The following is a 21774-nucleotide window of genomic DNA, read 5'->3' as shown; positions in this document are numbered from 1 at the left end:
GGAAGACGCCAAAGGTCATCCTCGTCGCCGTCGCCCGTAAGCTGCTTGTTATCGCTTACGGCATCATGAAAACCCGCCGCCCCTTCGTCCCGACTTGACGCCCGACACGGTATCTCAAGAAGAGGTCCACCGCCGCAACCGTCGGAGGCGCGGCCGCCAGCAAGGTAAAGGCGCAAGGACCTGCCGAGCCGGTCCGTCAGAGCGTTGATTTTCGGGGTGTGGCCGGCCGCCGCGCAATGATCGCTCGCCCCCCCCCCCCGCATTTCCGCTGCCGGCGTGGCGGTGTGCGGATGGTGGACCTGCCGATCACCACGGCGGCTGCCGGACTTCAGGACGTGGAGGCGGTCGCCGGCTTATCCAAAAGCCGAACGTGAGCCGGCGACAGGACAAGCTCGCTTCGGAGCTTGAATCCCATCGTGTACCAGGATCGGCAGGTCCCGCGCCATGCGCATCTCGACGTCACGGATGCTGTCGATCCGGCTGCCGCAGCCGTTGCAGATCAACCGCCGCCCGGCCGCCGGCAGATTTGGAGCCAGATCTTTGGCCGTCCGCCCTCGCCACGCCCGACCCGTTCGCCGTGATAGCCTTCAGAGCCGCTGAGGGACAACAGCGCCTTCCTGACAGTCTGCTATGGTCAGCGACCACCAGTTTGTCAGGGAGCGCCGTTGTCCGTCCCTTCAGGGACTCTCGTGAAGACCCATTTCCTGCGGCGGCAGCGAGGACGCCTGCGGCCCGGCCTCAGTGGCGGAAGTGGCGCATGCCGGTCATGACCATGGCGAGGCCCTTTTCGTCGGCCGCCTTGATCACCTCGTCGTCGCGCATGGAGCCGCCCGGCTGGATCACCGCCGTCGCCCCCGCCTCGGCGGCGGCCAGCAGGCCGTCGGCGAAGGGGAAGAAGGCGTCCGACGCCACCACCGAGCCCACCGTCTGCGGCTGGGCGAGGCCCTGGGCCTTGGCGGCTTCCGCCGACTTCCACGAGGCGATGCGGGAGCTGTCCACCCGGCTCATCTGGCCGGCGCCGATGCCGACGGTGGCACCGTCCTTGACGTAGATGATGGCGTTGGACTTGACGTGCTTGCAGATGCGGAAGGCGATCAGCATGTCGCGCAGTTCCTGCTCGCTCGGCTGGCGCTGCGTCACCACCTTGAGGTCGGCGGCGGTCACGCGGCCGTTGTCGCGGCTCTGCACCAGGAAGCCGCCGGCGAGGTTCTTGTAGGTGACGCCCGGCGCCGCCGGGTCCGGCATGCCGCCGGTCAGCAGCAGGCGCAGGTTCTTCTTGGCGGCGAAGATGGCGCGGGCCTCGGCATCGGCATCGGGGGCGATGACCACTTCCGTGAAGACCTTGGTGATCTCTTCCGCCGCCGCCGCGTCGATGGGGCGGTTCAGCGCCACGATGCCGCCGAAGGCCGAGACGGGGTCGCAGGCCAGCGCCCGCTGGTAGGCGGCGACCACATCGCCGCCGACCGCCACGCCGCAGGGGTTGGCGTGCTTGATGATGGCGACGGCGGGCTCGTCGAACTCGGCCGCCAGTTCGAAGGCGGCGTCGGTGTCGTTGAGGTTGTTGTAGGACAGTTCCTTGCCCTGCACCTGCTCGGCGGTGGCGATGCCGGGGCGGTCCTCGCCGGTAACGTAGAAGGCGGCCTTCTGGTGCGGGTTCTCGCCGTAGCGCAGGGTCTGCTTCAGGCGGCCGCCGACGGCGAAGCGGCGCGGGAACTCGTCGCTCACCTGACCGGCGAACCAGGTGGAGATGGCGGCGTCATAGGCGGCGGTGCGGGCATAGGCGATGGCGGCCAACTGCTTGCGCAGGGCGGCGGTGGTGGCGCCGCCGTTGGCTTCCATCTCCGCCTGCACGGCGGCGTAGTCTTCCGGGTCGGTGACGACGGTGACGGCGGCGTGGTTCTTGGCCGCGGCGCGGATCATGCCGGGGCCGCCGATGTCGATGTTCTCGATGCAGGTGTCGAAGTCCGCGCCCTTGGCGACCGTCGCCTCGAACGGGTAGAGGTTCACCACCACCAGGTCGATGGGCAGGATGCCGTGCGCGGCCATGGCGGCCTCGTGCTCGGCGTTGCCGCGAATGCCGAGGATGCCGCCGTGCACCTTCGGGTGCAGGGTCTTCACCCGGCCGTCGAGCATTTCCGGGAAGCCGGTGAAGTCGGCCACGTCGATGACCGGCAGGCCGGCATCGCGCATGGCCTTGGCGGTGCCGCCGGTGGACAGGATCTCGACGCCCTGGCCGGCGAGGAACCGCGCGAAGTCGATCAGGCCCGACTTGTCGGAAACGGAAAGCAGCGCCCGGCGGACGGGAAGGGTGGTGGTCATCGGCCGTGAACCCTGGATGTCGGTGGAGGAAGGCTGGCCGCGCTATAGCACATGCGCGCGCCGGGCGGAAGGCTGGGGGCCGCCGCCGTTGCCGCGCGGGCCGCCGCTGGTGTAAGGGTGGGGGAACCGTCATCGCCAGGGCCAGCCCATGACCGCGCTCCGCAATCCCGTCTTCTGCGCCATCGACACCACCGACCTCAACGCCGCCACGCGCCTTGCTGCCCGCATCGGCGACACGGTGGGGGGCATCAAGCTCGGGCTTGAGTTCTTCACCAGCCAGGGTCGCCGCGGCGTCGAGCAGGTGGCCAAGGCGAGCGAGGCGCCGCTGTTCCTCGACCTCAAGTTCCACGACATCCCCAACACGGTGGCCGGCGCCATCCGCGCCGCCGTGCAGCTGCGGCCGACCATCGTTAACGTTCACGCCGCCGGCGGCCGCACCATGATGCAGGCCGCCGCCCGCGCCGCCAGCGATGCCGCCGCCGAGTTCGCCGTGCCGCGCCCCATGGTGCTGGCGGTCACCGTGCTGACCAGCATGGACGACGACGACCTTGCCGGCACCGGCGTCGGCCGCGCCGTCACCGATCAGGTCCGCGCCCTGGCGGCGCTGGCCAAGGAAAGCGGCATCGACGGCGTGGTGTGCTCGCCGCGCGAGGCCACCCTGCTGCGCGCCGACCTCGGCCCCGACTTCAAGCTGCTGTGCCCCGGCGTGCGGCCGCACTGGGCCGCCGCCGACGACCAGAAGCGCATCATGACCCCGGCCGAGGCGGTGGCGGCCGGCGCCGATTACCTGGTGGTCGGGCGCCCCATCACCGCGGCCGCCGACCCCATCGCGGCGGCGGAAAAGATCGTCTCCGAACTGCCGCGTCCGGCGGCGGAGGTGCGCTGATGCCGGTGCTCGCCAAGATCTGCGGCATTCGTGACGACGATGCCCTGGTGGCCGCCGTCAACCACGGTGCCGCCTACATCGGCCTGGTGTTCTTCCCGCCCAGCCCGCGCAGCCTGACGCCGGCCGAGGCGGCGGAGCTGGTGGACGGCCTGCCGGAGGACGTGAAGAAGGTCGGCCTGTTCGTCGACCCCACTGACGACCAGCTGGCCGAGGCGCTGGCCCATGTCCGCCTCGATCTGGTGCAGCTGCACGGCAGCGAGACGCCGGCGCGGGTGGAGCAGATCCGCCAGGATTGGGGCGTGCCGGTGGCCAAGGCGGTGGGCATCGCCGATGCCGCCGACCTGACCGCCGCCGAGGCCTTCGCCGATGTCGCCGACATGCTGCTGTTCGACGCCAAGCCGCCGGCCGGTGCCGACCGCCCCGGCGGCCACGGCGCCGCCTTCCCGTGGCCGCTGATGCGCGACTGGAAGCGCCCCGACGTGCCGTGGATGCTGGCCGGCGGCCTGACGCCGGAAACGGTGGCGGAGGCCGTGCGCCAGTCGGGCGCCGCCATGGTCGACGTGTCCTCGGGGGTGGAGCGCGAGCGCGGCGTCAAGGACCCGGAGCTGATCCGCCGCTTCCTGGAGGCCTGCGACCGGGCGTGACGGGGCGGCCAGGCGATCAGGCGGCCGGAGGAATGCGCGCCACCACCTTGATCTCGAAGTCGAAGCCGGCGAGCCAGGTCACCCCCACCGCCGTCCAGTTGGGATAGGGCGGCTGCGGAAACATGTCGGCCTTGACGGCCATGATGGTTTCGAACTGCCGTTCGGGATCGGTGTGGAAGGTGGTCACGTCGATGATGTCGGCCAGGCCGCAGCCGGCGGCGGCAAGGGTCGCCCGCAGGTTGGCGAAGGCCTGCCGGACCTGGGCCTCGAAGTCCGGTTCGGGGCTGCCGTCGGGCCGGCTGCCGACCTGCCCCGACACGAACAGCAGGTCGCCCGACCGGATGGCGGCGGAATAGCCATGCTGTTCGTAGAGTGCGTGGCGATCAGCGGGGAAAACGGGTTCGGGACGGGTCATGACTTGGTCCTTTCCGACCTGGAGATTGACATACGGAGCGTATGCGAGATGATCTCACATACGTCGCGTATGTCAATGCCGGGGCGGTCCATCTGACAGGGGAGGGGGCGATGGCTCAGTCGAAGCGAGCCGCAACGATGGAAGCGAACCGCGCCCGGCTGATCGCGGCGGCGCGGGCGGCCTTCGCCGAACACGGGTTCGCGGCGGCCTCCATGGATGACCTGACGGCGGCCGTCCGGCTCACCCGCGGCGCCCTCTACCATAGCTTCGGCGACAAGAGGGGGCTGCTCGCCGCCGTGGTGGCCCAGATCGACGGCGAGATGGCCCAGCGGGCGCAGGCGGCGGCGGAGGCGGCCGGCGGTGGCTGGCCGGGGCTGCTGGCCGAGGGGCGGGCCTATATCCGCATGGCGCTCGACCCGGAAATCCGCCGCATCGTCCTGCTGGACGGGCCGGCGTTCCTGGGCGATCCCTCTCAATGGCCGAGCCAGAACGCCTGCCTGGAGGTGACCCAGCGCACCGTCGCCCGCCTCATCGCCGACGGCGTGCTGAAGCCGGTCGACATCGAGGCGGCCGCGCGGCTGCTGAATGGTGCGGCGCTGAACGCCGCCTTGTGGGTGGCCTCCAGCCAGGCGCCCGAAGTCGTGCTCCCCAAGGCCGTCGAAGCCTTCGAATGCCTGTCGGAGGGGTTGCTGGCGCGGCCCGCGCCGGCCACGTCCTGACCGGCCTGCCGGAGCCAAACGAAAACCGCCCGCCGGCAGGACCGGCGGGCGGTGATCGCAAGCGGCAGGGGCGGCGGCCGATCAGGCGGCGCGCAGCAGCTTTTCCAGGCGTTCGGTCGCGGCGTCGGGCTCGATCTGCTCGACGGCGGCCAGTTCGCAGGCCAGACGCTCCAGCGCCTGTTCATAGATCTGGCGTTCACTGAACGACTGTTCCGGCTGGGTGGCGGAGCGGAACAGGTCGCGCACCACCTCGGCAATGGAGACCGGGTCGCCGGAGTTGATCTTGGCTTCGTATTCCTGGGCGCGGCGGCTCCACATGGCGCGCTTCACGCGGGCGCGGCCCTTCAGGGTGGTCAGCGCCGTGTCCATGACCTTCTTCGTCGACAGCTTGCGCAGGCCCGAGCTTTTCGCCTTCGCGACCGGGATGCGCAGGGTCATGCGCTCGCGCTCGAAGGTGATCACGAACAGCTCCAGGTCCATGCCGGCGATGGTCTGCTTCTCGATATCCATCACCTTGCCGACGCCGTGAGCGGGATAGACGACGAAGTCACCAGCGGTGAAGGGCACGTTGCTCGACATTTTCTTTTCTTCTCTTCCCGTCAAGTCACACCAGGACGATCGGCCGCCTCTGGGGAGTGGGCGGCGCAGACCGCGGGGCCGTTGGGGGCCGGGGTTCCTGCAACCGGGTGAACGAAGATGGCGTCCACCGCCACGCATCCGGCCGGTCCGCGTGGCATGGCGATCTGTAGATCCGGTTCGGGCGTCGCCCGTCTCGGCTGCTGGGGCGGGGCCGGCGCGTGGAGGCATCCCATCAGGGCCGGTCCCAAAAAAAGTTCCGCCGGCGAGACCGAGCGGATACGGGTTATTCTATACCACGAAACGGGCGTCCGAGACAGGTAAAAAAAGCGTCAAACTGCCGCCCGGCCCGTGGCGGCAGGCGCAACGCCGCTTTCCGGAACGCCAGAGGCGGCCGTTGCGGGCCGCCTCTGCATCGCATCGCACCATGGAGATAGTGCGACTCCGGCTCAGTCGCCAGAGCCGGCGTTTTCGGACAGCATCTCGGCCTTGCCGGGCTTGTCCTTCCAGTCGTCGGCGTCGGGCAGCGCGTCCTTCTTGCGGGTGATGTTGGGCCAGCTGCCGGCCAGCTCGCGGTTCTTCTCGGCCCACTTCTGGGCGATGTCTTCCGAGTCGGGGAAGATGGCTTCCGCCGGGCATTCGGGCTCGCACACGCCGCAGTCGATGCATTCGTCCGGATTGATGACGAGCATGTTCTCGCCTTCATAGAAACAGTCCACCGGGCACACCTCGACGCAGTCGGTGTACTTGCACTTGATGCAGTTCTCGGTGACGACGTAGGTCATTTGGGGGTCAACTCCGGTTCGCTCGTATGGTCGGTTGTGTGCGGGGGTACGACCCGCGAGGTCAGGACGAAATCCCGAGTCGCTGCATCACCCTTTTGCGGGCGTCGCCGCTCTCCGCGTCTTCGACGTAGAGCAGGCCGCAGATGCGGCGCATCAGGTTGGCCTCGTAGTCGTGGACCTCCTTGTCGGCGTACACGACCTCCCACAACATTTCCACCATCTCGACGCGCTGATCGTGGTCAAAATTATCCTTGATCGCGCGGGTGTAGGCGTACAGCTCGGTGGTCTGCGCCGCTTCCGCCTCGGCATCGGCCAGCAGCTGGGCGGCCTCCTCCGGGGTCAGGGTGAAGCGGCCCTGCAGCAGGCGCAGGATGATGGCGCGCTCGGCGGCGTCGAAATCGCCGTCCAGGGTGGCGGCCTCGACCATGACGGCGGCGGCGGCCAGCGCCACGTCGTCGCGGCCGCGCCGGCGGGACTCCGGTGTGCCGCCATCGAACAGGAGTTGCTTGAGTTTGTTCAGCATGACCCGTTTCACGTGATGTCGCAGGGCGGCGCGATCAAGCGCCGGGCGTGACGGGGGCCGCAAGCGGGCTTGCCTTTGGCGGCGGGATGCGTCACTTAACCACCATGACCAGCCCCACGCAAGACGCCAGGCGGTCGGCGCCGGCGGTGGCCCGCAACCGCGACCCCATCCTCTCGGTCCTGCAACGCGCGTTGCCCGGCCGCGGTCTCGTGCTTGAGATCGCCAGCGGCACCGGCGAGCACGCGGTGCACTTCGCCGCCGCCCTGCCGCATCTGGAATGGCAGCCCACCGACCGCACGCCGGAGTCGCTCGCCAGCATCGACGCCTGGGCCGCGGCGGCGGCGGTGCCGACGGTGCGGCCGGCGCTGCACCTGGACGTCACCGACCACCCCTGGCCGGTGGCCGAGGCGGCGGCGGTGGTCTGCATCAACATGATCCACATCGCCCCGCCGGCGGCCACCGACGGCCTGCTGCGCGGTGCCGCGGCGGTGCTGCCGGCCGGGGCGCCGCTGGTGCTCTACGGCCCCTTCAAGGTGGGCGGCTTCCACACCGCCGACAGCAACATGGCCTTCGAGGCCTGGCTGAAGGACCAGAACCCCGAGTTCGGTGTCCGCAACCTGGAGGACGTCGCCGACCTGGCGGCGGTGGCCGGCTTCGCGGCGCCCGAGACGGTGCAGATGCCGGCCAACAACCTGACGGTGGTGTTCCGCCGCCGCTAGGGGCGGGGACGGTCCTACTTCTTCGGCGGCGTCAGGCAGCGCGCCTTGAAGTCGGTGCCGAAGGCGTCCAGCGCCGCCCGGTCTAGGGTCAGCCCCGGCGTTTCGTAGGCGCCGCGCGCCGCCACCAGATCATCGAAGCACTTCTGCATGGGCGGGCCGCCGTCGCCTTCCTCGTCGGCGAAGCGGCTGGCCGGTTCCTCGTCGAAGCCGAGGGTGACGCCGGTCAGCTGGTCGCCGCGGAAGTCGGCGGTGCCGATGCAGCAGATGGCGCAGGCGGCGATGTCGTCATAGGCCGCCACCGAGGTCTCGGCGCCGTGCAGGGCGATGTCCAGCAGGTCGTAGGGTGTGATGGCGACGCTGGCGGTGATGACGCCGTCGGCCAGCCCGGCCTCGATGATGCCGCCGTTGCAGCGGTCGCCGCCGAACGGCCGGTCGATGACCGTCACCGTGTCGCCGTCGCGGCGGAACACCACGATGCTGGAGAACTGGCCGGTGCCGCCGCCCCACGCGCGCGTCTCCACCACCATCCCCGCCTCCGTGCGGCCGAGCACGCGGTAGCCCGCCGTCGCCGTGTTCATGGGCTCTTCCATGTCGGTGTAGCGGTAGGTGCGTTCCAGCCAGCCGTCGGCATCGGGGCCGGTGGCCGGGTGGTCCGGGTGCAGCTCCATGTTCTCGTCCAGGCAGGCGTCGGGTGAGAAGGTTTCCGGCAGCGCCTCGAAGCAGTAGGGGTCGATGGGCGCCCCCTTGACCATCAGCTCGGCCGGCAGCCCGGCCGGGGCCGCCGGGGACTCGGCCGCCGCCGGAGCTTGTGCCTGGGCCGGCGCCGGAGCCGGCGCCGGAGCGGCCGCCAGGGCGGCGGCCGGCAGCATCAGGGCCGCGGTCACACTTGCCGCCGCCGCCAGCCTGCGGCCGGCGGACGGGATCAGTCTCGTCGCCATGGGTTCTCCCTCCCCGAGCATTGTGCCGTTACGATACCACCAAGCGCGGTGGGGCCGAAAGAAAACCGGCGGGCCGAAGCCCGCCGGTTCCTGGCCTTGCCGGACTGCCGGTGCCGCTACCTTACTCGGCGGCGACGGTGGCGGCGGGGGTGACGGGCACCTCCAGCTTGTCCAGCATTTCCTTCGGCACGATCTGCCAGAACTTGCCCACCTCGCGGCCCCAGTTGGCGAGGATGCGCTGGGCGTGGGCCGAACCGGTCTCCGCCGCGTGTTCCTCGATCAGGGCCTTGAGCTGCTGCTCGTAGTGGTCGACCGCGATGCGCTGCCAGATGACGTTGTCGGGGTTGGCCCGCAGCTCGAAGCTGGCGTCCTCGTCGTAGATGTAGGCCATGCCGCCGGTCATGCCGGCGCCGAAGTTGGCTCCGACCGCGCCGAGGATCACCACCACGCCGTTGGTCATGTACTCGCAGCCGTTGGAGCCGCAGCCCTCCACCACCACGGTGGCGCCGGAGTTGCGCACCGCGAACCGCTCGCCGGCCTGACCGGCGGCGAACAGCTTGCCGGCGGTGGCACCGTAGAGCACGGTGTTGCCGATGATGGTGTTGTCGTTGGACTTCAGCGGGCTGGAGACGGCCGGACGCACCACGATGGTGCCGCCCGACAGGCCCTTGCCGACGTAGTCGTTGCTGTCGCCGAACACTTCCAGCTTCAGCCCCTGCACCGCGAAGGCGCCCAGCGACTGGCCGGCCGACCCGCGCAGACGGACCGTGATGTGGCCCGGCTGCAGGCCGGTCATGCCGTACTTCTTGACGATCTTGTGCGACAGCTTGGTGCCGATGGCGCGGTGGGTGTTCCGCACGTTGTAGGTCAGCTGCATCTTCTCGCCGTCCTCAAGGGCCGGGCGGGCATCGACGATCATCTGGGCGTCGAGGGTTTCCGGCACCTCGTTGCGGCCGACCGTCTGGCAGGTGGTCGGCAGGCCGCCGTTGTCCGGCTGCACCAGCAGGGCGTTGAGGTCAAGGTCGTCCAGGTGGCTGGCGCCGCGGCTGACCTGGTGCAGCAGGTCGGAGCGGCCGATCACCTCCTCCAGCGAGCGGAAGCCGAGGCCGGCCAGGATCTCGCGCACTTCCTCGGCGATGAAGGTGAACAGGTTGACCACCTTCTCCGGCGTGCCGGTGAACTTGGCGCGCAGGGCCGGGTCCTGGGTGCAGACGCCCACCGGGCAGGTGTTGCTGTGGCACTGGCGCACCATGATGCAGCCCAGCGCGATCAGGCTGGTGGTGCCGACGCCGTATTCCTCGGCGCCCAGCATGGCGGCGATGACGATGTCGCGGCCGGACTTCAGGCCGCCGTCGGTGCGCAGCTTCACCCGGTGGCGCAGACGGTTGAGCGTCAGCACCTGATGCACTTCCGACAGGCCCATTTCCCATGGCAGGCCGGCGTACTTGATGGAGGTCTGCGGCGCCGCGCCGGTGCCGCCCGAGTGGCCGGACACCAGGATGACGTCGGCATTGGCCTTGGCCACGCCGGCGGCGATGGTGCCGATGCCGGTGCGGCTGACCAGCTTCACGGTGACCTGGGCTTCCGGGTTGATCTGCTTGAGGTCGTAGATCAGCTGGGCCAGGTCTTCAATGGAATAGATGTCGTGGTGCGGCGGCGGGCTGATCAGCATGACGCCCGGGGTCGCGTGGCGCAGCTTGGCGATCTGCACCGTCACCTTGAAGCCGGGCAGCTGGCCGCCTTCGCCGGGCTTGGCGCCCTGGGCGACCTTGATCTCGATTTCGCGGCACTGGTTCAGGTATTCGGCGGTGACGCCGAAGCGGCCCGACGCCACCTGCTTGATGGCCGAGTTGGCGTTGTCGCCATTGGGCGCCGGCCGGTAGCGCTCGCGGATCTCGCCGCCCTCACCGGAGTCGGACTTGGCGCCGATGCGGTTCATGGCGATGTTGAGCGTGCCGTGCGCTTCCGGCGACAGGGCGCCGAGCGACATGGCCGGGGTGATGAAGCGCTTGCGGATGGCGGTGGTGCTTTCCACCTCGTCCAGCGACAGGGCGGCGCGGTCGGAGCGGAAGTCCATCAGGTCGCGCAGGTGGATGGGCGGCATCTTGTAGAGGCCTTCCACATACCGGCGGTAGGTCTGATAGCTGTCCGTCGCCACGGCGTGCTGCAGGGTGTGGATGAGGTTGCCGTCGAAGGCATGGCGCTCGCCGCCGTTGCGGCGGACGCGGTAGACGCCGCCGATGGGCAGCACCACCGCCCCGGCCGCATAGGCCTTGGCGTGCTGTTCCAGCACCTTCTTCTGGATGCCCTGCAGGCCGATGCCGGAAATGCGCGACGACATGCCGGGGAAGAACTCCGCCACCAGCGTGCGCGACAGGCCGATGGCCTCGAAGTTGTAGCCGCCGCGGTAGCTGCTGATGACCGAGATGCCCATCTTCGACATCACCTTCAGCAGGCCCTCGCCGATGGCCTTCTTGAAGTTCTTCAGGCAGTGCTCCAGCGGGGTGTCGCCGAACAGGCCGCGGGCATGGCGGTCGGCGATGGCTTCCTCGGTCAGGTAGGCGTTGACCGTGGTGGCGCCGACGCCGATCAGCACCGCGAAGTAATGCACGTCCATGCACTCGCCCGAGCGCACGTTGACGCTGGTGAAGGTGCGCAACTGCTGGCGGACGAGGTGGGTGTGGACACCGCCGGCGGCCAGGATCATGGGGATGGCGGCGCGGGTCGGGCCGGCCTTCTTGTCGGTCAGGATGACGTGGGTGCAGCCGCCGCGCACGGCGTCTTCCGCCTCGCGCTGGATGGCGTGCAGGGCGTCGCGCAGGGCGTTGTCACCGGCCGTCGGATCGAAGGTGCAGTCGATCTCCGCCGCCGTGTCGCCCATGTGGCGGCGCATGGCGTTGAATTCCGACGTCAGCAGCACCGGGCTGTCCAGCTGCAGCAGGTCGCACTGGCTGGCGTCCTCCTCCAGGATGTTGCCCAGGTTGCCGAGGCGGGTGTTGAGGCTCATCACCCGCGTTTCGCGCAAAGAGTCGATGGGCGGGTTGGTGACCTGGCTGAAGTTCTGGCGGAAGAAGCAGTGCAGCCCGCGATAGGTGTCCGACAGCACCGCCAGCGGCGCGTCGTCGCCCATGGAGCCGACCGCTTCCTTGCCGTCCTCGCCCATGGGCTGCAGGATCAGTTCCATGTCTTCCATGGTCAGGCCGTAGCCCATCTGGCGGCGGCGCAGGTCTTCGCCGGTGATGCCCAGCGTCTCGCTGTGGTCGGCGGCTTCGATCAGGCCTTCCAGCAGGGTGATGCGCTTGACCCATTCGCCGAACGGGCGGCGGGCGGCCAGGGTGTCCTTGAGGGCGCGGTCGCTGAAGAACTTGCCTTCGCGCAGGTCGACGCCGATGCACTCGCCGGGGCCGACGCGGCCCTTCTCGACGATCTCCGCTTCCTGCAGGCGCACCATGCCGGTTTCCGAACCGACGATAAGCAGGCCGCTGGCGGTGACGGAATAGCGCATGGGGCGCAGGCCGTTGCGGTCCATGCCGGCGACCACCCAGCGGCCGTCGGTGGCGCAGATGGCGGCCGGGCCGTCCCACGGTTCCATGATGCAGTTGTAGTAGCTGAACATGGAGCGATGCTCTTCCGGCATCAGCTTGTTCTGGCCGATGCTTTCGGGAATGAGCGCCGCCTTCACCTCCGGCGCCGAGCGGCCGGCGCGGCACATCAGCTCGAACACGTTGTCGAGCGCCGCCGAGTCGGAGCCGCCGGCCTGGATGGTCGGCTTCAGGTCCTCGATCATGTCGCCGAACACGTCGGTCGCCATGCGGGTCTCGTGCGACTTCATCCAGTTGACGTTGCCCATCAGCGTGTTGATCTCGCCGTTGTGGGCGAGCATGCGGAAGGGCTGGGCCAGGCGCCAGGTCGGGAAGGTGTTGGTGCTGTAGCGCTGGTGATAGATGGCGAAGCTGGAGACGAAACGCTCGTCCAGCAGGTCGGGATAGAAGGTGGTCAGCTGTTCCGCCAGGAACATGCCCTTGTAGATGATCGACCGGCACGAGAACGAGCAGATGTAGAACTCGGTGATGTGCTCGGCCAGCACCTTCTTCTCGATGCGGCGGCGGATGACGTAGAGGTCGTTCTCGAACTTGTCGTCGTCAACGCCCTTGGTGTTGGCGATCATGATCTGCTCGATCTCGGGGCGGGTGGCGTTGGCCTTCTCGCCGATCACCGAGATGTCGACCGGCACCTGGCGCCAGCCGTAGATCGAGTAGCCGAAGTTGAGGATTTCCGACTCGGTCACCGTGCGGCAGCGTTCCTGCGCCGCCATGTCGTTCTTCGGCAGGAAGATCATGCCGACCGCCAGCTTGCCGCCGGCCAGGTCGTGGCCGGTGCGCTGGACGTGTTCCTTGAAGAAGTCCTGCGGAATCTGGACGTGGATGCCGGCGCCGTCACCGGTCTTGCCGTCGGCGTCGACGGCGCCGCGGTGGAACAGCACGCGCAGGGCCTCGACGCCGGCTTCCACCACCTCGCGGCGGGGCTTGCCGTCGAGCGCGGCGATCAGGCCGACGCCGCAGTTGTCGTGTTCCCAGCCGTAGTCGTAGGCACCGGCCGCCTTCAGGGTCTCGGCATTCTTCTTCCAGGTCTCGACGAACTGGCTGCCGGACTCGGGCTGAACCTTCTTGATCTCGGTCATCGGTGTCTACTCCCTCAGGAGGCCTGGGCCAGGGCGGGCGCGCTCTTGTCGGCGGCGGCCTTGGCGGTCACGTACTGGTGGATGCGCTCGGCGGCGTCGCGGCCGTCCTTGACGGCCCACACCACCAGCGAGGCGCCGCGCATGATGTCGCCGGCGGCGAACACGCCGGGGATGGAGGTCATCAGCGTCTTGTGGTCGGTCTTCACGGTGCCCCAGCGGGTGACCGCCAGCTCCGGCTCGTTGAAGTAGACCGGCAGGTCTTCCGGCTCGAAGCCCAGCGCCTCGATCACCAGGTCGGCGTCCATGGTGAACTGGCTGCCCTCGATGGGCTGCGGGCTCTGGCGGCCGGAGCTGTCGGCGACGCCCAGGTGCATCTTGATGGCGCGCACGGCGGTCACCTTGTGGTCGGCATCGCCGAGCAGGGCTTCCGGCGCCGCCATCCACACGAACTCGACCCCTTCCTCGACGGCGTTGGCCACTTCGCGCTGGGAGCCGGGCATGTTCTCGCGGTCGCGGCGGTAGACGCAGCGAACGGCCTTGGCGCCCTGGCGGATGGCGGTGCGCACGCAGTCCATGGCGGTGTCGCCGCCGCCGATGACGACGACGTTCTTGCCGGCGGCGTTCAGCTCGCCCGACTCGTAGGCCGGGACGCTGTCGCCCATGCCGACGCGGTTGGAGGCGGTGAGGTAGGTCAGCGCCTTGTGCACGCCGGTCAGGCCGGCGCCGGGGCAGGTCAGCTGGCGCGCCTTGTAGACGCCGGTGGCGACCAGCACGGCATCGTGACGGGCGCGCAGGTCGGCGAAGGAGATGTCCTTGCCGACATCGGTGTTGGGGTGGAAGACGACGCCGGCGTCCTGCAGCAGCTTCACCCGCCGCTCGACCACGTACTTCTCCAGCTTGAAGCCGGGAATGCCGTAGATCAGCAGGCCGCCGATGCGGTCGTGGCGGTCGTAGACATGCACGGCATAGCCCTTGCCGCGCAGCTGCTCCGCCGCCGCCATGCCGGCGGGGCCGCCGCCGATGATGCCGACCGACAGGCCGTTCTCGGCATCGGGCACCACCGGCTTGACCCAGCCTTCGGCCCAGGCGGTGTCGGTGATGTACTTCTCGACCGAGCCGATGGTGACGGCGCGGTGGCGGCTCTGCTCCAGCACGCAGGAGCCTTCGCACAGACGGTCCTGCGGGCAGATGCGGCCGCAGATTTCCGGCATGTTGTTGGTCGCCGAGGACACCGCATAGGCTTCCTCCAGGCGACCGCTGGCGGTCAGCATCAGCCAGTCGGGGATGTTGTTCCCGAGCGGGCAGTGGATCTGGCAGAAGGGAATGCCGCACTGCTCGCAACGGGAGGCCTGATCCGCCGCTTTCTCCGGCTCGAACGCAGTGTAGATCTCGTCGAAGTCCTCGCGGCGCATCTCGGCCGGGCGCTTCGTCGGATACTCCTGCTCGAGCGTGGTGAAGCGTAGCATCTTGTTGCGCGCCATGGCGCAGCCTCCTCGCGTCGACTGATGGAATGGGGGACCGTGGTCACCATTCCAATAAGTGCGAAAACCGCGGACTCCAAGCAAAAAATAACATTTAGGTCAACTTTGTTTACCAATTTCCGCGCAATTTTATAACCTGCTGCCGCCGCACTGCCTCAAATGGCTGATGCTGCGGGAATTTTAGTTCACATTTGTGAACCATGTCCCGGCTTCCGGCGGAATCCCTGGCTGTGATAGAAGGACCGCACACCATCCGCAGGGGGTTCTGGGTGACGCTTCTACAAATCCTGGTGCTCGCCGTGGTGCAGGGCATCACCGAGTTCCTGCCCATCAGTTCCTCGGGCCATCTGGTGCTGGTGCCGGCGGTGACCGGCTGGCCGGACCAGGGGCTGGACATGGACGTGGCGGTGCACGTCGGCACGCTGCTGGCGGTGCTGCTGTACTTCCGCGGCGACGTCTGGGGCATGGCCGTCGGCCTCACCCGCGTCGCCCGCGGCCGCCGTGATCCGCTCGGCCGGCTGGCGCTGCAGATCATCGTCGCCACCGTTCCGGTGGTGGTGGCGGGCTTCCTGCTGCGCGACATGATCGGCACGGTCGGCCGCCTGATCGCGGTGATCGGCTGGACGACGCTGCTCTACGGCATCCTGCTGTGGGTGGTGGACCGCCTGTGCATGACGGTCAAGCGGGCCGAGCACATGACCTGGGGCGACACGCTGGTGATCGGCCTGGCGCAGGTGCTGGCCCTGGTGCCCGGCACCAGCCGGTCGGGCATCACCATGACGGCGGCGCGCATGCTGGGCTACGAGCGCGGCGAGGCGGCGCGCATCTCCATGCTGCTGTCGATCCCCACCATCCTGGGCGCCGGCGTGCTGTCGGGCTGGCACATCGCCGAAAGCGGCGACTGGCAGCTGACCCACGCCGCCCTCATCGCCGCCGGCCTCGCCTTCCTGGCGGCCCTGGTGGCCATCGCCCTGCTGATGGCATGGCTGAAGCGGGCCAGCTACACCCCCTTCGCCGTCTACCGCATCATCCTCGGCATCGGGCTGCTGGCCTGGGCCTACGGGATGATCTGAGCCGCCGGCTCAGGCGCCGCCGGAGCCGCTGCGGCGGTACTGGCGGACCCGCATGGCCAGGGCCAGCACGTACAGGAACACGGCGATGGCGATCATCGTTTCCTGGACTTCCTGGTGGTGGCGGGTGGAGATGTCGAAGGGCGGCGGCAGGGCGGTGCCGGTCCACACCTGCAGGCGGTCGAAGATGCGCGGGGCGAACACCAGCGCCGCCGCCGGCGCCAGGGTCACTTCCGGCGTCAGCCAGGCGAGGACGCGGCCGCGCTCCATCCAGCCGAGGTAGCCGCGCGCCCGCGCCAGCGGCAGCAGGCAGCCGCCGATCAGGATCACCGCCGCGGCGATGGCCCGCGGCTTCTGGTCGAGCGCCCGTTCGGCCATGTTGTGCAGGTTGGTTTCCTGCTGCTTGTTGACCGCCGCCATCCACTCCGGCGTGTCCCACAGGAAGAAGTGCTGGCCCCAGCTCCATTCCTCGCCGGCGACCACCACCGCCAGCGCCGCCAGCAGCCAGAAGCACAGCCGCAGCCAGCCCACCTGCCGCACCCCGTCGGACAGCGCCACATAGGCGGCGGCGACGGCGGTGAGCACGAACAGCACGGCGGTCAGGTTCTCGCCGAAGCCGCGCTCGTCGTTGACGTACCACACGAAGGCCTCGGGCGAGACCATGCGGATGGCCAGGGCGCCCAGGAAGAAGCCGAGCGGCAGCCCCACCCACAGCCATGCCGGCAGGCCGGAGCGGCGCACGGCGAACTGCGGATGCGGATGCGGATGGTCAAGGAAGCGCAGCGCCCGGTCGAGGCGGCCCGGCGCACGGGCGGGGGTGGTGGTGGTGTCCTGTCGCATGGGCGGGACTATGACGCAAATGTAGCAGGCCGTAAATGTCGGGAACGCCCCCGGAAAGGCACGAAAAGAACGACGGGGCGGCCACGGCTGGCCGCCCCGTCGTGCCATGTCTCCGGTGCGGCGGGGTGGTCGCCGCCGCCGCCGCGATCAGAGTTCCGAGCGGGGCTGCTCGCGCAGGATGATCTGCTTGTGCAGGCTGCGGTAGCGCGACAGGTAGGTCGGCACGATGGCCTCCACCGTGGTCGGCGTGATGCCGAGGTCGCGCAGGCCCGGCTGGGCGCCGGACAGCACGTTGTCCTTGCGCAGCAGCTTCACCTGATCGCGGGTCAGCAGCGGCTTCGGCAGCAGCTGCAGGAAGGTCGCCTGCAGGTTCGCCACCCACATGGGCAGGGGGGCGACCAGACGGTTGCGGCGGGTTTCGTGCGACACCAGCTTCATGACGTCGCGCATGGACAGCACCTCGTCGCCGCCCAGCTCGTAGGTTCGGCCGGTGGGAGCCATGGGCTCCAGGCTGCGCATCAGCGCCTCGGCCACGTCGCCGACGTAGACCGGCTGGAACTTCGGACCGCCGTCGCCGACCAGATCAAGCTGGAAGCCGCCGTCGGCACCGCGCCGCACCGCCGGGGCGTGGTCGGTGAAGAACGGCAGCACCGGCGACAGCCGGGCCATGGAGGCGAACAGGTTGAAGAAGCCGTCCTCCGGCCCGAACACCACGCTCGGGCGGACGATGGTGGCCTCGGGGAAGGCGGCGCGCACGGCCTTTTCGCCCAGCGCCTTGCTGCGGGCGTAGGCGGAGTCGCTGGCCTCGTCGGCGCCGAGGGCGGACATCTGGATGAAGCGCTTCACGCCCGCCGCCTTGGCGGCCTTGGCGACGCGCTCGGCGCCTTCCACATGGATGCGCTGGAAGGTGGCCTTGCCGCCTTCGGCCAGGATGCCGACCAGATTGATCACCGCATCCGCCCCTTCGACGGCGCGGCTGACCGAGGCATCGTCGAGCACCGAAGCGGGCACCAGGCTGATCTGGCCGAGGTCGCCCATGGGCTTCAGGAACATGGCCTTTTCGATATCACGCACGGCGACGCGCACCCGGTCGCCACGCGCCGTCAGGCGCTTGACCAGATGGCGGCCGATGAAGCCGGAGCCGCCGAACACCGTCACCAGACGAGGCTTCGTCATCGCAATGGGTCTCCCTCTGTCGGGGCCGCAGGCGCGATCGGGCCCCCACCAATCCAGGTGGGCGCAAGGTCGCACAGCGCGCGCCTTTACGCAACCGGACGGGTGGGGCGCGACCGCTTTTCCATACCTCTTCCTGCGCAGGGGCGGGGCGGCCGGAGCACCGCCGGACGCGGCCGGAAAATTTTTTGCATTTTTGTGTTGACGCCCACCCCCGATCTGAGTAGAAAGCGGTCCTCCGACGGACGCAACGGACCGCGAGACGCCGGCGAAGAGCAAAAAACGCTTGACGCACAACGGCTTAAACGGTATCCAGTGTTCGCTCCACCTGCCCAGGTGGCGGAATTGGTAGACGCGCAGGTTTCAGGTACCTGTGGCCGAAAGGTCGTGGAAGTTCGAGTCTTCTCCTGGGCACCATCTCTTCTGATAGTCGCGAGTTCGCGCTACAGCGCATCCCTCAACAGACGCGCTCACGGCGCCCGCCGCTTTTCCGGCCCAGCGCTTCAGGCGCCACGGCGGAAGGCGGTTTTCGCATGTCCATCACCCTGCATCGCGGCGACATTCCGGCCGACCTGACCTTCGGGGACAGCGTCGCCGTCGACACCGAAACCATGGGCCTGTCGCTGGTGCGCGACCGCCTGTGCGTGGTGCAGCTGTCGTCGGGGGATGGCACCGCCCATGTGGTGCAGCTGGGCCGCGACTACGACTGCCCCAACCTGAAGCGCCTGCTGGCCGACCCGGCGGTCACCAAGATCTTCCACTTCGCGCGCTTCGACCTGGCGATGATCCGCCGCTCCCTCGGCGTCACCTGCACGCCGGTATGGTGCACCAAGATTGCCTCCCGCCTCGCCCGCACCAATACCGACAAGCACGGCCTGAAGGATCTCTGCCGCGACCTGACCGGAGTCGAGATTTCCAAGGAACAGCAGACGTCGGACTGGGGCGCCGCCACCCTGAGCGAGCAGCAGCTGGCCTATGCCGCCCAGGACGTCCTGTACCTGCACCGCATGCGGGCGGCGCTGGAAGGGCTGCTGGCGCGCGAGGGCCGCACCGAACTGGCGGCCGCCTGCTTCGCCTTCCTGCCGACGCGGGCGGCGCTGGATCTGGCGGGTTGGGACGACTTCGACATCTTCGCCCACTGATTGACAGGGCCGCCGGGCCTCCCTTTATACGCCCGGCACGACGTTGACGCCCCCGGCGCGCGCGCGTAGGGTTCAGCTCGATTCCGGCTGCTGCCCTTGCCATGAAGGCGCCGCACTCCGCGCGCAGAGTGCCCGACGGACAGCCGCCCGTGACGGGCGTCGAGGGTCCGACCGCCAGCGCCGCGAGAGATGAAGAGAGACGAACCCGTGTCCATTGCCGAGCCCGCCGCCGCCCGCCTCTCCCCCCCGGACGTCGCCTCCGCCCGCCGTGTGCTGGCGCTGGAGGCGGAAGGGCTGACGGCGCTTGCCGACTCGCTGGGTGACGCCTTCGCCGCCGCCATCGAGCGCCTGCACGCCGTCGACGGCCGCATCATCATCTCCGGCATGGGCAAGAGCGGCCACGTCGCCCGCAAGATCGCCGCCACCCTGGCCTCCACCGGCCGTCCGGCGCAGTTCGTCCACCCGGCGGAAGCCAGCCACGGCGACATGGGCATGATCACCCGCGCCGATGCGGTCATCGCCCTGTCCAATTCGGGCGAGACGCCGGAGCTGGCCGACCTCATCGCCTATACCCGCCGCTTCGGCATCCCGCTTGTCGCCATGACCGGCCGCCCCGGCTCCACCCTGGCGGTGCAGGCCGACGTGGCGCTGGTGCTGCCGCGGGTGAACGAGGCCTGCCCGCTCGGCCTCGCCCCCACCACCTCCACCACCATGATGCTGGCGCTGGGCGATGCCATCGCCGTCTGCCTGCTGGAGCGCAAGGGCTTCACCGCCGCCGACTTCCAGATCTTCCATCCGGGCGGCCAGCTGGGCCGCCGGCTGCTGACGGTCAGCGACCTCATGCACAGCGGCGAGCGGCTGCCGCTCATCACCGCCGACCGGCTGATGAGCGAGGCCATCGTGGAGATGAGCGCCAAGTCCTTCGGCTGCGTCGGCGTGGTGGACGGCGACGGCCGCCTGGCCGGCATCGTCACCGACGGCGACCTGCGCCGCCACATGGGCGACGGCCTGCTCGGCCAGACCGTCGGCGCCGTCATGACCCGCGGCGCCAAGACCATCCGCCCCGGCGCCCTGGCGGCGGAGGCGCTGCGCATCCTCAACACCCTGTCGGTGACCAGCCTGTTCGTGGTCGAGGACGGCCGCCCGGTCGGCCTCGTGCACATTCACGACTGCCTGCGGGCGGGGGTGGCATGATGGCGCGGGCGGACCAGCCGGGTCCGCGTCCCTTCTCCGCCGGGCCGGCTCGCGGTCCGCAGCGGCGGCGGCAGCCGGCCGCCTACAGCCGCTTCGTGCGGGCCATGAAGGTGGGCCTGATCGGCATCGCCCTCGCCCTGGTGGTGCTGGTGGTGCTGTGGCCGCAGTTGCGCACCATCGAGGACGAATTCCTGGTCAAGTTCGCCAGCCTGAAGGGCGCCCGCGTCGACCGCATCGAAATGGTCAACGCCCGCTACTTCGGCACCGACGAGCGCAACCGCCCCTATGCGGTGACGGCGGCCCGGGCGCTGGAGATCGACGCCGACCGGGTGGAGCTGGAAAGCCCCAAGGCCGACATGACCCTTGACCAGGGCTGGATCATGCTCAACAGCGACAAGGGCTTCTACAGCAAGTCGGGCAAGACGCTGGAGCTGGTGGGCAACGTCAACGTCTTCCAGGACGAGGGGTACGAGTTCCACACCGCCAGCGCCATCGTGCACGTGGAGATGGGCGACGCCCGCGGCAACCACCCGGTGGAAGGCGCGGGCGCCTTCGGCTGGGTCGCCGGCGAAGGGTTCGAGCTGACCGACAAGGGCAAGCGCCTGCTGGTCACCGGCAAGTCGAAACTGGTGCTCACGGGGGTCGGGGGCACCCAGGAAGGACGATGAGGATCATGCAGGTGCGGATGCGGGCGGCGGTGACGGCCCTGGCTCTCGGGCTCGGGCTGATGGCGGGCGGCGTTGTGGTGGTGGCGGACGGCGCCCCGGCGGCGGCCCAGACCCTCAACCTCGCCACCGGCGGCAGCGGCGGCGGCCAGGGCGCCGCGCCGGTGCCCATCGAGGTGCTGGCCGACGACGGCATCGAGTGGCTGCAGGACGAGAGGCGCTTCATCGCCCGCGGCAACGCGGTCGCCACCCGCGGCACCACTCAGGTGCTGGCCGACCGGCTGATCGCCGACTACCGCGAACTGCCGGAGGAGCAGGGCGGCGGCACCCAGGTGTTCCGCCTGACCGCCGAGGGTAACGTCACCATCCGCAGCCCGCAGGAAACCGCCACCGGCACCCGCTCCATCTACGACGTCGACGCCGCCATCCTGTACCTGTGGGGCGGCCCGGCGAAGCTGGTGACCCCCACCGACATGGTCTCGGCGACCAAGGAAATCCGCTACTACGAGCGCGACCGCAAGGCGGTGGCCGAGGGCGATGCCGTCGCCGTGCGCGGCGACCGCCGCATCAACGCCGACGTCCTGACCGCCTTCTTCGTCGACCCCGAGGCGGCGCCGCGCAAGCAGCCCGCCAAGGCCGCCGCCAACGCCAACGCCAACGACAGCCTGGCCGGCGGCAGCGAGCTGGAACGCATCTATGCCGACGGCAACGTGGTCATCACCACGTCGAAGGAGCGCATCGAGGCCCGGCAGGGCAATTACAATGCCAAAACCGGTATCGCGGAGATGGAGGGTTCGGTTAAGATCACCCAGGGCAAGAGCGTGCTGCAGGGTGATCGTGCAACAAGCAACCTGAACACCCACGTCAGCACCCTGCACAGCGGCGCCGGCGGCATGGCGCGCGGCCTTCTGGTTCCGAAAACCCAGGAGGGCCGAGGCGGCGCCGGCGGCAGCAACTAGGGCACGCTCCTGAACACCGGGATCCGCAGGCGGCCGAACCCTCGG

19 protein-coding genes and 1 tRNA gene are annotated in these 21774 nt (G+C 69.3%); 10 read left to right on the top strand and 10 right to left on the bottom strand.

Translation table 11 applies throughout. The annotated features are described in order from the left end of the window. Positions 1–738 precede the first annotated feature (738 nt). Positions 739–2319 (bottom strand): bifunctional phosphoribosylaminoimidazolecarboxamide formyltransferase/IMP cyclohydrolase, encoded by a 1581-nt coding sequence (purH, locus tag ABD056_RS14675; RefSeq protein WP_343867762.1) that lies wholly within the window; start codon positions 2317–2319, stop codon positions 739–741. Positions 2320–2467: 148 nt separating this feature from the next. Here purH and pyrF point away from each other — a divergent pair, with 148 nt between their 5' ends. Both pyrF and ABD056_RS14665 read left to right on the top strand, forming a co-directional pair. Next, positions 2468–3205 carry an orotidine-5'-phosphate decarboxylase gene (gene pyrF, locus ABD056_RS14670; protein ID WP_343867760.1) on the top strand — a complete coding sequence of 246 codons (738 nt, stop codon included), beginning with the start codon at positions 2468–2470 and terminating at the stop codon, positions 3203–3205. Continuing rightward, positions 3205–3849, top strand: a complete 645-nt coding sequence (locus ABD056_RS14665; protein ID WP_425545043.1) for a phosphoribosylanthranilate isomerase — start codon at positions 3205–3207, stop codon at positions 3847–3849. Before pyrF ends, ABD056_RS14665 begins: the two co-directional genes overlap by 1 nt. A gap of 16 nt (positions 3850–3865) precedes the next feature. Here the strand turns inward: ABD056_RS14665 and ABD056_RS14660 are convergent, their stop codons facing one another. After that, the gene (locus tag ABD056_RS14660) at positions 3866–4264 is read right to left on the bottom strand and encodes a RidA family protein (RefSeq protein WP_343867758.1); all 399 of its coding nucleotides are present in this window, start codon (positions 4262–4264) and stop codon (positions 3866–3868) included. Positions 4265–4401: 137 nt separating this feature from the next. On the opposite strand from ABD056_RS14660, the gene ABD056_RS14655 reads away from it, so the two are divergent. Next, the gene (locus ABD056_RS14655) at positions 4402–4983 is read left to right on the top strand and encodes a TetR/AcrR family transcriptional regulator (protein ID WP_343867756.1); all 582 of its coding nucleotides are present in this window, start codon (positions 4402–4404) and stop codon (positions 4981–4983) included. An 81-nt stretch (positions 4984–5064) separates the two neighbouring features. Here ABD056_RS14655 and ABD056_RS14650 read toward each other — a convergent pair whose 3' ends face one another. The 3 genes from ABD056_RS14650 to ABD056_RS14640 form a co-directional block, all read right to left on the bottom strand. Then, positions 5065–5562 (bottom strand): CarD family transcriptional regulator, encoded by a 498-nt coding sequence (locus ABD056_RS14650; protein ID WP_343867754.1) that lies wholly within the window; start codon positions 5560–5562, stop codon positions 5065–5067. A 446-nt stretch (positions 5563–6008) separates the two neighbouring features. Further along, a complete protein-coding gene (gene fdxA, locus ABD056_RS14645) occupies positions 6009–6344 on the bottom strand; it encodes a ferredoxin FdxA (RefSeq protein ID WP_343867753.1) in 336 nt (111 codons plus the stop codon). A 61-nt stretch (positions 6345–6405) separates the two neighbouring features. Beyond that, positions 6406–6867 carry a tellurite resistance TerB family protein gene (locus tag ABD056_RS14640; protein WP_343867751.1) on the bottom strand — a complete coding sequence of 154 codons (462 nt, stop codon included), beginning with the start codon at positions 6865–6867 and terminating at the stop codon, positions 6406–6408. A gap of 104 nt (positions 6868–6971) precedes the next feature. Here ABD056_RS14640 and ABD056_RS14635 point away from each other — a divergent pair, with 104 nt between their 5' ends. Beyond that, entirely contained in the window at positions 6972–7586 is a 615-nt protein-coding gene (locus tag ABD056_RS14635) for a DUF938 domain-containing protein (protein ID WP_343867749.1), read from the top strand. A gap of 14 nt (positions 7587–7600) precedes the next feature. Here ABD056_RS14635 and ABD056_RS14630 read toward each other — a convergent pair whose 3' ends face one another. The 3 genes from ABD056_RS14630 to ABD056_RS14620 form a co-directional block, all read right to left on the bottom strand. Next, positions 7601–8524, bottom strand: coding sequence for a hypothetical protein (locus tag ABD056_RS14630; protein ID WP_343867747.1), 924 nt, complete (start codon positions 8522–8524; stop codon positions 7601–7603). A 121-nt stretch (positions 8525–8645) separates the two neighbouring features. Further along, complete coding sequence (gene gltB, locus ABD056_RS14625; protein WP_343867746.1) at positions 8646–13205, bottom strand: glutamate synthase large subunit; 4560 nt, start codon at positions 13203–13205, stop codon at positions 8646–8648. A 14-nt stretch (positions 13206–13219) separates the two neighbouring features. Continuing rightward, complete coding sequence (locus ABD056_RS14620) at positions 13220–14686, bottom strand: NAD(P)-dependent oxidoreductase (protein WP_343867744.1); 1467 nt, start codon at positions 14684–14686, stop codon at positions 13220–13222. A 269-nt stretch (positions 14687–14955) separates the two neighbouring features. Here ABD056_RS14620 and ABD056_RS14615 point away from each other — a divergent pair, with 269 nt between their 5' ends. Next, the gene (locus ABD056_RS14615; RefSeq protein WP_343867764.1) at positions 14956–15759 is read left to right on the top strand and encodes an undecaprenyl-diphosphate phosphatase; all 804 of its coding nucleotides are present in this window, start codon (positions 14956–14958) and stop codon (positions 15757–15759) included. A gap of 9 nt (positions 15760–15768) precedes the next feature. Here the strand turns inward: ABD056_RS14615 and ABD056_RS14610 are convergent, their stop codons facing one another. Together ABD056_RS14610 and ABD056_RS14605 are read right to left on the bottom strand one after the other, a co-directional pair. Further along, a complete protein-coding gene (locus ABD056_RS14610; RefSeq protein ID WP_343867743.1) occupies positions 15769–16596 on the bottom strand; it encodes a hypothetical protein in 828 nt (275 codons plus the stop codon). Positions 16597–16743: 147 nt separating this feature from the next. Continuing rightward, on the bottom strand, positions 16744–17772 hold the full coding sequence (locus ABD056_RS14605) for a complex I NDUFA9 subunit family protein (protein WP_343867742.1): 1029 nt from the start codon (positions 17770–17772) through the stop codon (positions 16744–16746). A 327-nt stretch (positions 17773–18099) separates the two neighbouring features. Here ABD056_RS14605 and ABD056_RS14600 point away from each other — a divergent pair. From ABD056_RS14600 to ABD056_RS14580, 5 genes are all read left to right on the top strand, one after another. Further along, positions 18100–18186, top strand: a tRNA-Leu gene (locus ABD056_RS14600). Between the two features lie 116 nt (positions 18187–18302). After that, a complete protein-coding gene (locus tag ABD056_RS14595) occupies positions 18303–18911 on the top strand; it encodes a ribonuclease D (protein ID WP_343867740.1) in 609 nt (202 codons plus the stop codon). A gap of 189 nt (positions 18912–19100) precedes the next feature. Further along, complete coding sequence (locus ABD056_RS14590) at positions 19101–20105, top strand: KpsF/GutQ family sugar-phosphate isomerase (protein WP_425545042.1); 1005 nt, start codon at positions 19101–19103, stop codon at positions 20103–20105. Beyond that, positions 20102–20773 carry an LPS export ABC transporter periplasmic protein LptC gene (gene lptC, locus ABD056_RS14585; RefSeq protein WP_343867736.1) on the top strand — a complete coding sequence of 224 codons (672 nt, stop codon included), beginning with the start codon at positions 20102–20104 and terminating at the stop codon, positions 20771–20773. The genes ABD056_RS14590 and lptC overlap by 4 nt, the downstream gene beginning before the upstream one ends. 5 nt (positions 20774–20778) lie before the next feature. Further along, complete coding sequence (locus tag ABD056_RS14580) at positions 20779–21729, top strand: LptA/OstA family protein (protein ID WP_343867734.1); 951 nt, start codon at positions 20779–20781, stop codon at positions 21727–21729. The last annotated feature ends 45 nt before the right edge of the window (positions 21730–21774 follow it).

This window comes from Caenispirillum bisanense, from assembly GCF_039523075.1.
Lineage (GTDB): Bacteria > Pseudomonadota > Alphaproteobacteria > Rhodospirillales > Rhodospirillaceae > Caenispirillum > Caenispirillum bisanense.
The sequence above is the reverse complement of the archived record's forward strand: the minus strand, read 5'-3'. Positions and strand labels throughout refer to the sequence as shown.